The organism is Methylomonas sp. MS20, from assembly GCF_050275925.1.
Classification (GTDB): Bacteria; Pseudomonadota; Gammaproteobacteria; order Methylococcales; family Methylomonadaceae; genus Methylomonas; species Methylomonas koyamae_A.
In genome coordinates, this window is sequence record NZ_CP189962.1 from 528,606 (window position 1) to 542,085 (window position 13,480).

General features: G+C 53.7%; 16 protein-coding genes. 14 read left to right on the forward strand and 2 right to left on the reverse strand.

What is annotated here, in order from left to right:
- Positions 1 to 54: 54 nt before the first annotated feature.
- From cmoA to ACQE3D_RS02260, 3 genes are all read left to right on the forward strand, one after another.
- Positions 55 to 786 (forward strand): carboxy-S-adenosyl-L-methionine synthase CmoA, encoded by a 732-nt coding sequence (cmoA, locus tag ACQE3D_RS02250; RefSeq protein ID WP_064029928.1) that lies wholly within the window; start codon positions 55 to 57, stop codon positions 784 to 786.
- Positions 786 to 1,754 carry a tRNA 5-methoxyuridine(34)/uridine 5-oxyacetic acid(34) synthase CmoB gene (gene cmoB / locus ACQE3D_RS02255; RefSeq protein ID WP_409521104.1) on the forward strand — a complete coding sequence of 323 codons (969 nt, stop codon included), beginning with the start codon at positions 786 to 788 and terminating at the stop codon, positions 1,752 to 1,754. Before cmoA ends, cmoB begins: the two co-directional genes overlap by 1 nt.
- A gap of 130 nt (positions 1,755 to 1,884) precedes the next feature.
- The gene (locus ACQE3D_RS02260; protein WP_071156151.1) at positions 1,885 to 2,241 is read left to right on the forward strand and encodes a ComEA family DNA-binding protein; all 357 of its coding nucleotides are present in this window, start codon (positions 1,885 to 1,887) and stop codon (positions 2,239 to 2,241) included.
- 41 nt (positions 2,242 to 2,282) lie between these two features.
- On the opposite strand, the gene ACQE3D_RS02265 is transcribed toward ACQE3D_RS02260, so the two are convergent.
- Both ACQE3D_RS02265 and thpR read right to left on the reverse strand, forming a co-directional pair.
- On the reverse strand, positions 2,283 to 2,630 hold the full coding sequence (locus tag ACQE3D_RS02265) for a phenylpyruvate tautomerase MIF-related protein (protein ID WP_313729218.1): 348 nt from the start codon (positions 2,628 to 2,630) through the stop codon (positions 2,283 to 2,285).
- A gap of 31 nt (positions 2,631 to 2,661) precedes the next feature.
- The gene (gene thpR / locus ACQE3D_RS02270; protein ID WP_313729217.1) at positions 2,662 to 3,171 is read right to left on the reverse strand and encodes an RNA 2',3'-cyclic phosphodiesterase; all 510 of its coding nucleotides are present in this window, start codon (positions 3,169 to 3,171) and stop codon (positions 2,662 to 2,664) included.
- Positions 3,172 to 3,458: 287 nt separating this feature from the next.
- Between thpR and hxlA the strand changes: the two genes are divergently transcribed.
- From hxlA to fliP, 11 genes are all read left to right on the forward strand, one after another.
- Positions 3,459 to 4,106 carry a 3-hexulose-6-phosphate synthase gene (gene hxlA / locus ACQE3D_RS02275; RefSeq protein ID WP_064029921.1) on the forward strand — a complete coding sequence of 216 codons (648 nt, stop codon included), beginning with the start codon at positions 3,459 to 3,461 and terminating at the stop codon, positions 4,104 to 4,106.
- Between the two features lie 3 nt (positions 4,107 to 4,109).
- On the forward strand, positions 4,110 to 4,643 hold the full coding sequence (hxlB, locus tag ACQE3D_RS02280) for a 6-phospho-3-hexuloisomerase (protein ID WP_071156145.1): 534 nt from the start codon (positions 4,110 to 4,112) through the stop codon (positions 4,641 to 4,643).
- A gap of 182 nt (positions 4,644 to 4,825) precedes the next feature.
- Positions 4,826 to 6,853 carry a transketolase gene (tkt, locus tag ACQE3D_RS02285; protein ID WP_313729465.1) on the forward strand — a complete coding sequence of 676 codons (2,028 nt, stop codon included), beginning with the start codon at positions 4,826 to 4,828 and terminating at the stop codon, positions 6,851 to 6,853.
- A gap of 74 nt (positions 6,854 to 6,927) precedes the next feature.
- On the forward strand, positions 6,928 to 7,614 hold the full coding sequence (locus tag ACQE3D_RS02290) for a hypothetical protein (RefSeq protein WP_313729216.1): 687 nt from the start codon (positions 6,928 to 6,930) through the stop codon (positions 7,612 to 7,614).
- A gap of 254 nt (positions 7,615 to 7,868) precedes the next feature.
- On the forward strand, positions 7,869 to 8,858 hold the full coding sequence (locus ACQE3D_RS02295; RefSeq protein WP_064025095.1) for a transaldolase: 990 nt from the start codon (positions 7,869 to 7,871) through the stop codon (positions 8,856 to 8,858).
- Positions 8,859 to 8,965: 107 nt separating this feature from the next.
- Complete coding sequence (gene fbaA / locus ACQE3D_RS02300; RefSeq protein ID WP_064025093.1) at positions 8,966 to 10,042, forward strand: class II fructose-bisphosphate aldolase; 1,077 nt, start codon at positions 8,966 to 8,968, stop codon at positions 10,040 to 10,042.
- A gap of 264 nt (positions 10,043 to 10,306) precedes the next feature.
- Positions 10,307 to 10,831 (forward strand): flagellar basal body-associated FliL family protein, encoded by a 525-nt coding sequence (locus tag ACQE3D_RS02305; protein ID WP_071154989.1) that lies wholly within the window; start codon positions 10,307 to 10,309, stop codon positions 10,829 to 10,831.
- Positions 10,832 to 11,815 carry a flagellar motor switch protein FliM gene (fliM, locus tag ACQE3D_RS02310; RefSeq protein ID WP_071154988.1) on the forward strand — a complete coding sequence of 328 codons (984 nt, stop codon included), beginning with the start codon at positions 10,832 to 10,834 and terminating at the stop codon, positions 11,813 to 11,815.
- Positions 11,816 to 11,834: 19 nt separating this feature from the next.
- Positions 11,835 to 12,284, forward strand: a complete 450-nt coding sequence (gene fliN, locus ACQE3D_RS02315; protein WP_064025086.1) for a flagellar motor switch protein FliN — start codon at positions 11,835 to 11,837, stop codon at positions 12,282 to 12,284.
- A gap of 20 nt (positions 12,285 to 12,304) precedes the next feature.
- Positions 12,305 to 12,721, forward strand: coding sequence for a flagellar biosynthetic protein FliO (fliO, locus tag ACQE3D_RS02320; protein WP_313729215.1), 417 nt, complete (start codon positions 12,305 to 12,307; stop codon positions 12,719 to 12,721).
- 44 nt (positions 12,722 to 12,765) lie between these two features.
- Complete coding sequence (gene fliP / locus ACQE3D_RS02325) at positions 12,766 to 13,470, forward strand: flagellar type III secretion system pore protein FliP (protein WP_254786662.1); 705 nt, start codon at positions 12,766 to 12,768, stop codon at positions 13,468 to 13,470.
- The last annotated feature ends 10 nt before the right edge of the window (positions 13,471 to 13,480 follow it).

The window sequence follows — 13,480 nt, forward strand, 5'->3', positions numbered from 1 at the left end:
GCATTCGCCAGTCTTGCTTGGCCGCGCTTGTTCAAACCAGCGCGGTCGCTCCTCATGCCAGCTTCGAAAGATTCTTTATACGCCAGTCCGCTAGGCGAAATCGCGGCATTTAGCTTCGACGAGAACGTCGTCAAGGTCTTTCCGGACATGATTCGACGCTCGGTGCCGGGCTACGGCACGATGATTTCCGCAATTGGTTTGTTGGCCGGCCGTTACGCCCGCGAAAACAGTCGATGTTACGACTTGGGATGTTCGTTAGGTGCGGCGGCATTGGCCATGCGCGCCAACATTGCTGTCCGAAACTGCAAAATCGTCGCGGTCGACTGTTCGGAGGCGATGATCGAGCAATGTCGGCGCGATATTGAGCTGGCCCCGGCGGAGGTCGACATCGAATGGCGTTGCGCCGATATTCGCGATATTGAAATTCGCGATGCATCGGTGGTTGTGCTGAATTTCACGCTGCAATTCATACCTCTCGAAGACCGTGGTCGCTTTATCGCTGGGCTTTACGACGGCCTACTGCCTGGCGGCGTGTTGATCTTGTCCGAGAAGCTGGCGTTCGATGACAAACGTCAGCAGGATCTGCAAACCGAAATGCATCATCTGTTCAAGAAAGCGCAAGGGTATAGCGAACTGGAGATCAGTCAAAAGCGAACTGCGTTGGAGAACGTCTTGATACCGGAGACTTTCTCCGAGCATCGCGCGCGCCTGGAAGCAGCGGGGTTTTCCAGTGTCGAGGTTTGGTTCCAGTACTTCAATTTCGCGTCAATGATCGCGTTGAAATGATCGATTACCGGCCTTTATTCAACTTGCTTGTCGAGGCGGGAGGTCAGCGCTGGGCGGCATTATTGCCGAGGCAGTTAGCTACGGCATTCGATGAAACCGGGCATGGCGATTTGCGACGCTGGCGGAGCGTGGTCGATGCATTGCCGCCTCTGACACCGAGCGTTTGCGACTTGCTCGATCAAGTACAAATCGGCGGCGACTCGGACATTTCCGAAACGGCACGCTCCGAGTTACGCGAGCGGTTGATGGCCTTGCATCCTTGGCGGAAGGGGCCGTATCGTCTTTTCGGTATCGAGATCGACACCGAATGGCGCTCCGATTGGAAGTGGTGTCGTGTTAAAGATGCCATTGCGCCGTTGCGCAACCGATTGGTGCTGGATGTCGGTTGCGGAAACGGTTACTACGCCTGGCGGATGTGGGGCGCCGGCGCCAGAATGGTGATCGGTATCGATCCGACTCTGTTGAGCGTGATGCAATTTCAGGCGGTTCGTCGTCTGCACGGCGGCGATGCGCCAGTCTTCGTTTTGCCGCTGGGTATAGAGGATGTGCCGGCGGACTTGGGAATTTTCGATACGGTATTTTCGATGGGGGTTTTATATCACCGGCGTTCGCCGATCGATCATTTGCTGGAATTGAAAGGTTGCCTGAGGTCGGGTGGCGAGTTGGTGTTGGAAACGTTGGTGATCGACGGCGGGCCGGACCGCGTACTGTTGCCGGAACGACGTTATGCCAGCATGCGCAATGTTTGGTTTTTGCCGAGTTGTGAAGCAATGTTGGTTTGGTTGCGTCGTTGCGGTTTTCGAGACGTGCGATTAACGAGCGTTGAAAAAACGCGTGTGGAAGAGCAGCGTTCGACAGATTGGATGCGCTTTCAGTCGCTGACGGACTTTTTGGATCCTAACGACTCGGATAAGACTATCGAAGGCCTGCCGGCTCCTGTCAGAGCTGTGTTTGTCGCCACGGCATAGGGGTTAGTTATTTTCGGAATTTCGTATTGAAAAAATAGGTTTAGCTTCTACAATCGACTAGCTTTTCAAGTCATTCTTAATGGAATGAGCCGATTAAGCCTAATCTCTAACTAAATTACGAGGTCGAATTATGAAAAAGCTATTTCTGGTTCTATTGCTTTGTTCGTTTTGGGTGAATGCTGAACCCATCAATATCAATCAGGCAGACGCGGAAGCAATTTCCACTGCCTTAACCGGAGTCGGCCCGAAAAAAGCCGAGGCCATCGTGCAGTATCGCAAGGAGCATGGTGATTTTAAAAGTTTGAAGGATTTAGAGGCGGTCAAAGGCATTGGCGAAAAAACCGCTATGGCGAACGAGAAAAATATTCTGTTTGGCGATGGTGTGCCAGTTCCATCTGATACTAAAACGGAAAAAACGGAAAAAGCCGGTAAGGCAGCAAGCGCCGAGAAGCCGGACAAGGGTAAATCCGAAGTTAAGCCTAAATAACGCGACTGAACCGGCGCGCTTGCGCGCCGGATTTTGCGCTGTCAGCCGAACGTCGAGCTGTTCCAGCCCCAAAACTCAGCCGGACAATTACTGAACTCAATGTAAATTCGGTCGCCAGCGATGCCGAGTTCCTCGGACAATATTTGGCAGAGGGACGCTGAAAGCTTTGTGGCTTGGCTGGCGCTGAGCCCTATGCTTTTGCACTCCAAATAAGCTAAAGGAGAATCGCTGCCGGTAAACAGCATGAAGTGATTTCCGGAAATGTCGATCATGACATAGCGTTCCGGTTTTCCGGTCTCCTGGGCTAGCAAGCGCGAGAAGGCTTTCAGCAGGTTAGGAGATTGTTCGGCGGTAATAGGGATGTTAGTGCGCAGTTTCAGCATGGGCATGGTCGGTTCTCCTCAGGTTTGTATCGGCTGCTTATGACAATGATGGCCACTCCTCGAGAACCCGATATTGGCGGCGTCCGGAGTTTGATACCGACTCGGCCAGGCAAAAGCCGGTGGCGCGCCAAGTTATCGGTTCGAATTCGGTATCGAGTGGGCGTTTGATTTTACGACATAGCGTGATGTGTGGAGTGAAGGGGCGGTTGTCGATTGGTATGTCCAGCCCCTTGCTGATTCTGGTCAATTGTTCGGAAAGTTCGCTCGCGGCTGTTAATCCGTCGGTGGAGGTCAGGCAAAGTATGCTGGGTTTTTGCCAAAAATCGAGTCGGTCGAACGTCAGTTCGGCGCCGTGAAATTTGATGGTGTTGGCTCGTCTGCGCAGTTCCCGTTCTTGTTTGTGATTTACGGTGCCTAAAAACACCAACGTAACGTGCAAGTTGGAGATAGCCAGAGGAGTTATTGGGCGATCAAGGTGTTGAATTAGCTGCTGGAGTTTGGCTAGGGCGTCAAGTGGTGGCCAGAGCGCGAAAAATAAGCGTTTCATAGACAGTGCTAGGGTGAGCGGGTTGGTGTTTTAGAGTCAACTATCGTCCTGAAAAGGCGATTTCCCATCGGGAAATTTCGCGGTTTGCGATGTTGGGTTTTTCGGCTGATAAAATCATTGGTCCGAGTGCCCTGAAGCTTTGTATTTGGCGGCAGTCAAGCATTGACAGCCGTGCTATTTCTATCTTACAGTTACAGATGCATCACACGTACGTGACTAGCCTAGCGGGTTGTGGCAATTTGCGAGAATCAGCTATCAATAAAATAAAACTTTTCGGAGCACATCACATGGCAAGACCATTAATTCAAATGGCGTTGGACTCACTGGATTTCAACCAAACCGTCGCGCTGGCTGACCAAGTAGCCCCTTACGTCGACATTTTCGAAATTGGCACCCCTTGCATCAAATACAACGGTGTCAATTTGGTCAAAGAACTGAGACAACGTTACCCCGATAAATTGTTGTTGGTTGACCTGAAAACCATGGATGCCGGCGAATACGAAGCTGGTGCTTTCTACGCTGCCGGCGCGGACATCTGCACCGTATTGGGTGTTTCCGGTCTGGCTACTATTGGTGGCGTGATCAAGGCGGCTAAAAAATATGCTGCCGAAGTGCAAGTCGACTTGATTAACGTGCCTAACAAAGGCGAGTGCGCTCGCGAATCCGCGAAGCTGGGCGCCCAAATCATGGGTGTACACACCGGTCTGGACGCACAAGCGGCCGGTCAAACGCCTTTCACCGACTTGGCCGAAGTCGCCAACCTGGGCTTGAACGTTCGCGTTTCCGTTGCTGGCGGTATCAAACCAGCCACTATCGATCAAACCGTTAAAGCTGGAGCCAATATTATAGTTGTCGGCGCGGCTATCTACGGCGCTCCATCACCTGCCGAAGCGGCTCGTGAAATCCGTGAATTGGTCGACGTGGCGGCGGTGTAAGTCATGCATCAAGAGTTAGTCTTAAGCAAAATTTCCAGCATTCTGGAAGCGACACCCGATTCGCACGACAAAACTTTGGTCGACATGTTGGACCAGGCCAAGCGCGTGTTCATTTCTGGTGCTGGTCGCTCTAAATTGGTCGGTAATTTTTTCGCGATGCGGCTGATGCATGGTGGCTATGATGTCAGCGTTGTCGGTGAAATCGTCACGCCTAGTATTAAAGCCGGCGACTTGTTGATCATTATTTCCGGCTCCGGAGAAACTGAGCAGCTGGTGGCCTTCACCAAGAAAGCTAAAGAAGTGGGTGCGAAAATCGCGCTGATTTCGGCCAAAGACGATTCGACTATCGGCGATTTGGCCGACGTTACGTTGCAAATCGGTCGTGCCGAACAATACGGTAAAGTCAGAGGCATGCCTATGGGTACCGTATTTGAATTGTCTACTCTGCTTTTCCTCGAGGCTACGATTTCCCATGTCATTCATGAGAAGGGTATCCCGGAAGAAGAAATGAGATCGAGACACGCCAACTTGGAATAAGGACGGCGTCAAAGCCGCGGGCGTCACTTGTCGGTCGCGGCTTTGGACATTTACAAGGTATCAAGGTGATGCCAATTCCGGCAGTCTGTTAAACAGTAGCGTCGTGTTGGTTTTCCTTGCAATTACCAAGCCCCAGCCAGAGCGATGTTCTAGTTTACGGGCATCGTACCTAAAATAACAAAATAAAGGAGACCAACATGCCTTCGCGCCGAGACTTAGCGAACGCCATACGCGCACTCAGCATGGACGCCGTCCAAAAAGCCAACTCCGGCCACCCTGGTGCGCCGATGGGCATGGCCGACATCGCTGAAGTATTGTGGAACGATTTTCTGAGCCACAACCCCACCAACCCCAAATGGCCGAATCGCGACCGCTTTGTCCTGTCCAACGGTCACGGCTCCATGCTGATTTACTCGCTGTTGCACCTGAGCGGCTATAACCTGCCGATCGACCAGTTGAAACAGTTCCGGCAACTGCACTCCAAAACCCCGGGTCACCCGGAATACGGCTACACCGACGGCGTCGAAACCACCACCGGCCCGCTCGGCCAAGGCATCACCAATGCCGTCGGTTTCGCCATCGCCGAACGCGCGCTGGCCGGTCAATTCAACCGTCCGGGTCACGACATCGTCGACCACCACACCTACGTGTTCCTGGGCGACGGCTGCTTGATGGAAGGCATTTCCCACGAAGCCTGCTCGCTGGCCGGCTCCATGGGCCTGGGTAAACTGATCGCCATCTACGACGACAACAACATCTCCATCGACGGCGAAGTGCGCGGCCACGGCGACGTCCACGGCTGGTTCCTGGACGACACCCCGAAACGCTTCGAAGCCTACGGCTGGCACGTCATCCCCAAAGTCGACGGCCACGACCCGGAAGCCGTGAAGAAAGCCATCGAGGCCGCCAAAAGCGTCACCGATAAGCCCTCCATCCTCTGCTGCCAAACCATCATCGGTTTCGGCTCGCCGAACAAACAAGGCAAGGAAGAATGCCACGGAGCCGCCCTCGGTGAAGCCGAAGTCGCCGCCACCCGCGAAAAACTCGGTTGGCCGCACGCCCCATTCGAAATCCCCGCCGACATCTACGCCGGATGGGACGCCAAAGCCAAGGGCGCCGAACGCGAAGCCGCCTGGAACGCCCAATTCGCCGCCTACCAAGCCGCGCATCCGGCCCTGGCCGCCGAATTCGAACGCCGCGTCGTCAAAGGCCAACTGCCCGGCGACTGGAGCGAAAAAGCCAACGCCTTCATCGCCGACGTCAACGCCAAAGCCGAAACCATCGCCAGCCGCAAAGCCTCGCAAAACACCCTGAACGGCTTCGGCCCACTGTTGCCCGAACTCTTGGGCGGCTCCGCCGACCTGGCCGGTTCCAACCTGACCCTGTGGAAAGGCTGCAAAGACATCAACGCTGCGGGCCACGACGGCAACTACGCCTACTACGGCGTGCGCGAATTCGGCATGAGCGCCATCATGAACGGCATCGCCCTGCACGGCGGCTTCAAACCCTACGGCGCCACCTTCCTGATGTTCTCGGAATACGCCCGTAACGCGTTGCGGATGGCCGCGCTGATGAAAGCGCCGACCATCTTCGTCTACACCCACGACTCCATCGGTCTGGGCGAAGACGGCCCGACCCACCAACCGATCGAACAAACCGCCACGTTGCGCATGATCCCCAACATGCAAGTCTGGCGTCCGTGCGACGCGGTGGAATCGGCGGTCAGCTGGAAAGCCGCGATCGAACGCACCGACGGCCCGAGCACCCTGATCTTCTCCCGGCAAAACCTGCCGCACATGCCGCGCAGCCAAGCCCAGATCGACGCGATCGCCAAAGGCGGCTACATCCTGAGCGGCGAAGGCAATCCGGACGCCATCATCATCGCCACCGGCTCCGAAGTCGAACTGGCGGCGAAAGCGGCCGAAGCGTTGAGCGCCAAAGGCAAAAACATCCGCGTGGTGTCCATGCCGTCGACCAACGTGTTCGAAGCGCAAGATCAGGCGTACAAAGACAGCGTACTGCCGCCGAGCGTGACCGCGCGAGTGGTAGTCGAAGCCGGCGTGACCGATAGCTGGTGGAAATACGCGGGCAGCCAAGGCCGAGTGGTTGGCCTGGACCGCTTCGGCGAATCGGCCCCGGCCGGCCAACTCTTCAAAGAGTTCGGCTTTACCGTGGATAATGTCGTCGCTAATGTGGAAGCCGTACTTTAATTTTTATAAACAGTAGCAGGGGTTTAAATTGTTGGTTCGTCAATGATTTAAACCCTGTGTTTCTAACAGCATAGGTGAAAGACGTGAAAACAAGTGAATTGACGAAAGGTGTGATGGCAGCCCTGCTGCTGAGCAGCTCCATGGTCGTGGCTCAGGATTATCCCGCCGCCGACTATCAGCCTAAGGTGCTATACAGCAACCCGGACTACGCCAACAGTAGCTCGGCTAGCAATGTTGCCGCGCCGGCTGCTAAAGTGGTGGAAACTGTGGAGGCGGATCCTAATTATCCCGCTACCAATTTCCAGCCGAAAGTGTTGTATTCCGATTCGGCTTACAAGCATGACAAAACGGCTCCTTCGATAGGCGGAGCCGCGACAAGTGTTAGCAGTGCGAGTTCGGATGCTGTGGTCGAATCGGCCAGTGCCGAACCAGCCAAGGAATCGTCTAACAACGCCTTGTTGGGCTTGGTTGGGTTGGCTGCGGTTGGTTTTTTCTTGTACAGCAGGAAGTCAGGGTCCTCTTCGTCCGGAGCCGGTTCTTCATCCGATAGTTCGGCTACCTCCGGTGAGGCCACCGGTGTTGAAAAATACATCGATCGCCTGGGTATGAATAAAACCGGGGTTGCTAAATACTTGGAAAAACAAGGTTCCAACCAAACTACCGGTGTGGCCAGATACATGGCTAAGCAAATCGTGAAAGACCGGGAAGCGGCGGCAGCCAAAGCTACCGGCGTGGAAAAATATCTGCGCGACCGCGGCTAATATAATCTGCGATAGCCGATAGATGTTGGCGAGTTAGTTTTCGCGCCCGCGAAATCGATCGTCGGCTTTCTCCGAGTCGCCACTTCTCAAGGATGGACGCAAGCTATTTGCGTTGAACCTTGTGGAGTGGCGATTTGGTCTTTACCGGTCTTATTAATCAACCATCCTTTCGCGAGTTCGATGCGCCCGCTTTTCCGAGCTTGGGGCTTTCCGATAGCGAAAGACGAGTTTCATTTCAATCTGAGGATATTTTCATGGCAAAAAATTTATTGGAACAATTGCGCGAAATGACCGTCGTGGTCGCGGATACCGGCGACATTCAAGCGATCGAAACTTTCAAACCGCGCGACGCGACTACCAACCCGTCGTTGATTACCGCCGCCGCGCAGATGCCGCAATACCAAGGTATCGTTGACGATACGCTGAAGGGTGCTCGCGTAACCTTGGGTGCCGGTGCGTCTGCTGCTGAAGTAGCTTCACTGGCCTTCGATCGCTTGGCGGTTTCGTTCGGTTTGAAAATTCTGGAAATCATCGAGGGCCGCGTTTCAACCGAAGTGGACGCTCGCTTGTCCTACGATGTTGAAGGAACGATTGCCAAAGGCCGTGACATCATCGCTCAGTACAAAGCCGCCGGCATCGACACCGAAAAACGCATTCTGATCAAGATCGCCGCGACTTGGGAAGGTATTCAAGCTGCCGCCGTACTGGAAAAAGAAAACATTCATACTAATCTGACACTGTTGTTCGGCATCCACCAAGCAATTGCGTGCGCCGAAAATGGTATCCAACTGATCTCGCCATTCGTTGGCCGTATTCTGGATTGGTACAAAAAAGATACCGGCCGTGACTCGTACGCACCGTCCGAAGACCCTGGTGTATTGTCGGTCACCGAAATCTATAACTACTACAAAAAATTTGGTTATAAGACCGAAGTTATGGGCGCCAGCTTCCGTAACATTGGCGAAATCACCGAATTGGCGGGCTGCGATTTGTTGACGATTGCCCCTTCTCTGTTGGCCGAATTGCAATCAGTTGAAGGCGAATTACCACGTAAACTGGACGCAGCTAAAGCGGCGAGCGCGAATATCGAAAAGATTAGCGTGGACAAAGCGACTTTCGAACGTATGCATGAAGAAAACCGCATGGCGAACGATAAACTGAAGGAAGGTATTGACGGTTTTGCCAAGGCTCTGGAAGCTTTGGAGAAACTGCTGGCCGATCGTTTGGCCGTGCTGGAAGCTTAATTCCAGACATCGGATTTGCGCGTCGTAATTTGCGCGCGATCTTTTTCCGATACGAAAGGCCGCCGAATCGAGTAAGCGGCCTTTGTTCATTAATATAGGTAAGTTAAATGGCAAAAATTTTTGATGTAGTAAAACCCGGTGTCGTAACCGGAGAAGATGTGCAAAAAGTCTTCGCGATTTGCAAGGAAAACAAATTTGCGTTGCCAGCGGTCAATGTTATTAGTACGGATACGATCAACTCTGTGCTGGAAGCCGCCGCGAAAGCCAAGTCTCCGGTTATTGTGCAATTTTCTAATGGCGGTGCCGCGTTTGTTGCCGGTAAAGGCCTGAAGTTGGAAGGCCAAGGTTGCTCCATCGCCGGCGCTATTTCCGGTGCGCGCCACGTTCACGCGATGGCCGAGTTGTACGGCGTACCCGTCATCCTGCACACCGACCACGCGGCGAAAAAACTGCTGCCTTGGGTTGACGGCATGCTGGACGAGGGCGAGAAACATTTTGCGGCAACCGGTAAACCGTTGTTTAGCTCGCATATGCTGGATCTTTCAGAAGAGAGTTTGGCGGAAAACATCGAGATCTGCGGCAAATACTTGGAGCGGATGTCTAAAATGGGCATGACGCTGGAGATCGAACTGGGCTGCACCGGCGGCGAGGAAGACGGGGTTGACAATTCCGGAATGGACCACTCCGCGCTGTATACCCAACCGGAAGACGTGGCTTATGCTTACGAGCATTTGAGCAAAATCAGCCACCGTTTCACGATTGCTGCATCATTCGGGAACGTGCACGGCGTCTACTCGCCAGGTAACGTTAAACTGACCCCGAAAATTTTGGACAACTCGCAAAAATATGTGTCCGAAAAATTCGGTTTGCCGAACAACGCACTGACCTTCGTTTTCCACGGCGGATCGGGTTCTTCTCCGGAAGAAATTAAAGAATCCATCAGCTACGGCGTCGTCAAAATGAACATCGACACCGATACCCAATGGGCGTCTTGGGAAGGGGTGATGAATTATTACAAGAAAAACGAAGGCTATTTGCAAGGCCAAATCGGTAATCCGGAAGGCGCTGACAAACCGAACAAAAAATACTACGATCCGCGTGTGTGGCAACGTGCAGGCCAAGAAGGCATGGTGACCCGTTTGTTGCAAGCATTCCGCGAATTGAACGCGGTCGACTCGTTGTAATCCGTTCGTCCGGCTGCAAAGGTACTCGCGACCTTTGCAGTCTCGTCGCTTCACCTCCGTCAACTAATTGACGGCAAATCCCCGCAAAATCTATTTACGGCCATTCTTTAGGCTCGGCTGACGACATCCGCAGGCTATACTATCTTTTCGCGACCCCGGTGTTTCTTATATTATCCGGTGCCTCGACAGCGGTCCGGCGAGCTACGTTAGGACTTGAAGCAGTTCTTGGCACGACCGGTGCTTATTCAATTCAACAGGTGGAATATGGCAGAAGAGCAAGGTAAATCGGAAGGAAAAAAGTCGCCTTTAAAGTTGATTTTAATCATCGTGGTAGTGTTGTTGGCGATGGTGGCTGGCGCTGCAGGTGGCTATTTTTACATGGCGAAAAAAGCAGAATCCGAGCACGGTAAACCGGATAACGAAGTAAAGCACGAAGAGGAAAAACACGACGAGGAACACGCCGAAGCGGTTCCGGAGGTTTATTATGAATTACCCAGCCCCCTGTTGGTCAATTTCCCGGCGGGGGCTAGCGCTAAGGTCATCAAGATTTCCTTGACGATTTTGACCAAGGGCGAGGCTAGTATCGAAGCGATGAAAAAGCACGAGCCGATGATACGCAACAATTTGTTGATGGCGATCAGCACGATTGGCGCCGATAAGGCCAAAACCACCGAGGGTAAGCAGGAGTTGCGGGCGATGATGCTGGCGGAAATCGGCAAGGTATTGGAAAAAATGGCCGGTAAGAATACGGTCAAAGATGTCTATTTCACTGAATTTGTAATGCAATAAATGTCTACTGCCGATCTGTTATCGCAAGACGAAATAGATGCGCTGTTGCACGGCGTCGACGATGGCGACGTTGAAACCGGGCCCGATGACGACGACTTAAGTCGAGGTGCGGCCAGACCTTACGACTTTAACAGTCAGGAACGCATCGTTCGGGGGCGGATGCCGACCCTGGAAATGGTTAATGAGCGTTTCGCGCGGCATTTTAGGATTGCATTGTTTAATTTCTTGCGGCGGGCTGCGGAAATTTCGGTATCGGGCATTCAAGTACAAAAGTTTTCGGAGTTTATCCAGGGCTTGTTCGTACCGACCAATCTGAATGTTATCCGCATGTCGCCATTGCGGGGCCGAGCCTTGATTGTCATGGAGCCGAGGTTGGTATTTACCGCGGTGGACAACTTCTTTGGGGGGGGCGGGCAGTTTTACAACAAGGTTGAAGGCCGCGAGTTTACCCCGACAGAAATGCGGATTATTCGTCTGATCATCGATATGATCTTCAAGGATCTGGCTGAGGCCTGGAGACCGGTGATGGACATCGATTTCGAATACATCAATTCAGAGGTCAACCCGCAGTTCGCCAACATCGTCAGTCCTTCGGAAATCGTTGTGATTTCGACGATACACGTTGAACTGGAAGGCGGCGGAGGGGATATTAATATCGCGATGCCGTATTCGATGATAGAGCCTATCCGCGAATTGTTGGATGCGGTGACCAGTGATCGCGGCGAAGTGGACGGTCGTTGGCAAGAGTCTTTGCGTATCGAGGTGATGCGTAGCGAAGTGACCTTGAACAGCAATCTGATCGAAAAGGAAATGTTGATCAGCGATGTGATCGAATTAAAGAAGGGCGACGTGATACCGATCGATATGCCCGAAACCGTGGTCCTGGAAGTGGAGAGGGTGCCGGTTTTTCGCGGAAAGTTGGGTTTGTCCGATGGCAATTACGCGATCGAAATTACCGAAAAAATGAATTTGGACAACATTTAAACGATTGTAGGTTGTGGTCATGAGCGAAAACGACGAATTGGGCGACGACTGGGCGGCCGCGCTGAACGAGCAATCGGAAGCAGAGGCCGAAGCCGACTGGGGCGATGCGCTCAAGGAGCAAGCTGCCTCGGGGGCCGGAGGGTATACGGCTGCGGAGTTCCCGGAATTAGACGGAAAAGCCGGCCCGAAGGACGGCGCGCGCGGGGATGAAGTTAAACTGGATGTGATTCTGGATGTGCCGGTTACGGTTTCGTTGGAGATTGGCCGGACCAAGATCAACATCCGCAATTTGTTACAGCTTAACCAGGGGTCCGTGGTCGAACTGGACCGTTTCGCCGGCGAGCCGATGGACGTTTTGGTCAACGGAACCTTGGTCGCTCACGGCGAAGTAGTAGTGGTTAACGATAAGTTCGGTATACGTCTGACCGATATTATCAGTCCGTCCGAACGAGTTAGAAAGCTAGGCTGAGTGCCGTGCGGATTGCTTGCATGATCGGGTTGACGCTATCGGCGGGAGCGGCCGGCGCCGACGACGCCGCATCGCTGGCCCGAGCCGGCGGGCGCGTGGTTTCCCCGGCCGATGTCGGGCAGTGGTTGTTGGCATTATTGATTGTATTGGCGGTATTTTTTTTGGCGGCTTGGCTGTTGCGCAAGACCGGCGGTTTCGGAATATCCGCGAAGGGGCCGTTGGCTGTAGTCGCCGGCTTGCCGCTAGGTGTGCGCGAAAAGTTGGTGTTGGTCAGGGTCGGCGAAAAACAACTATTGTTGGGCGTCAGTAACGGCCGCATCGACAAATTATTGGAACTGGAAGGCGATCAGCGCTTGTTTCTGGGGGGCGCCGATACGGCAGATACCTCGCCCTTCGCGAAGAAATTGCTGGAAGTGCTACAAGGTAGGGTGGGCTGATGCGGTGGCGGCTGTGGGTCGGGCTGGTTGGCGCTGCCTTGCTGATGCTGGGGCCGGTCGCCGCGGACGCGGCGGGTATCGACGCGGTGACGGTGACGACCAATCCCAAGGGCGGAGAAACCTATTCGGTGACGATCCAAATCCTGGCGCTGATGACGATGCTGACCGTGTTGCCGGCATTGTTGCTGTCGATGACGGCATTTACCCGGATCATGATCGTGCTCGGTCTGTTAAGGCAAGCCATCGGCGCCGCCCAGGCGCCGAGCAATCAAGTGTTGCTGGGGCTGTCATTGTTTCTGACGATATTCATCATGATGCCGGTGTTCGAAAAGGTTAACGAAACCGCGGTACAGCCCTACCTGGAAGAAAAAATCGATACGCTGACCGCGTTGCAAAAAGCCTCCGAACCGTTCAGGCAGTTCATGCTCAAGCAGACGCGCGAGGCCGATTTGGACACCTTCGTGCGGATTTCCGGCCGGCAACAGATCGATAAGCCCGAGGATGTGCCGTTTTCGTTGCTGGTGCCGGCTTACCTGACCAGCGAGTTGAAGACCGCATTTCAAATCGGTTTCCTGATCTTTCTACCGTTTCTGGTGATCGATTTGGTGGTTGCCAGCGTGCTAATGTCGATGGGGATGATGATGCTGTCGCCGATGATCGTGGCTTTGCCGTTCAAGATCATGTTGTTCGTGTTGGCGGACGGTTGGACGATGGTGTTGGAAATGCTGGCTGCCAGTTTTTACGTTTAATGCGGGGGCG

Excerpts from the sequence above, each read along its gene's own strand:
- fbaA (WP_064025093.1), top strand. The coding sequence starts at position 8,966 with ATGGCAAAAATTTTTGATGTAGTAAAACCCGGTGTCGTAACCGGAGAA.
- fliN (WP_064025086.1), top strand. The coding sequence starts at position 11,835 with ATGAGCGAAAACGACGAATTGGGCGACGACTGGGCGGCCGCGCTGAAC.
- fliO (WP_313729215.1), top strand. The coding sequence starts at position 12,305 with ATGATCGGGTTGACGCTATCGGCGGGAGCGGCCGGCGCCGACGACGCC.
- hxlB (WP_071156145.1), top strand. The coding sequence starts at position 4,110 with ATGCATCAAGAGTTAGTCTTAAGCAAAATTTCCAGCATTCTGGAAGCG.
- ACQE3D_RS02265 (WP_313729218.1), bottom strand. The coding sequence starts at position 2,630 with ATGCCCATGCTGAAACTGCGCACTAACATCCCTATTACCGCCGAACAA.
- fliP (WP_254786662.1), top strand. The coding sequence starts at position 12,766 with ATGCTGGGGCCGGTCGCCGCGGACGCGGCGGGTATCGACGCGGTGACG.
- thpR (WP_313729217.1), bottom strand. The coding sequence starts at position 3,171 with ATGAAACGCTTATTTTTCGCGCTCTGGCCACCACTTGACGCCCTAGCC.
- ACQE3D_RS02295 (WP_064025095.1), top strand. The coding sequence starts at position 7,869 with ATGGCAAAAAATTTATTGGAACAATTGCGCGAAATGACCGTCGTGGTC.
- ACQE3D_RS02305 (WP_071154989.1), top strand. The coding sequence starts at position 10,307 with ATGGCAGAAGAGCAAGGTAAATCGGAAGGAAAAAAGTCGCCTTTAAAG.
- cmoA (WP_064029928.1), top strand. The coding sequence starts at position 55 with ATGCCAGCTTCGAAAGATTCTTTATACGCCAGTCCGCTAGGCGAAATC.
- fliM (WP_071154988.1), top strand. The coding sequence starts at position 10,832 with ATGTCTACTGCCGATCTGTTATCGCAAGACGAAATAGATGCGCTGTTG.
- hxlA (WP_064029921.1), top strand. The coding sequence starts at position 3,459 with ATGGCAAGACCATTAATTCAAATGGCGTTGGACTCACTGGATTTCAAC.
- ACQE3D_RS02260 (WP_071156151.1), top strand. The coding sequence starts at position 1,885 with ATGAAAAAGCTATTTCTGGTTCTATTGCTTTGTTCGTTTTGGGTGAAT.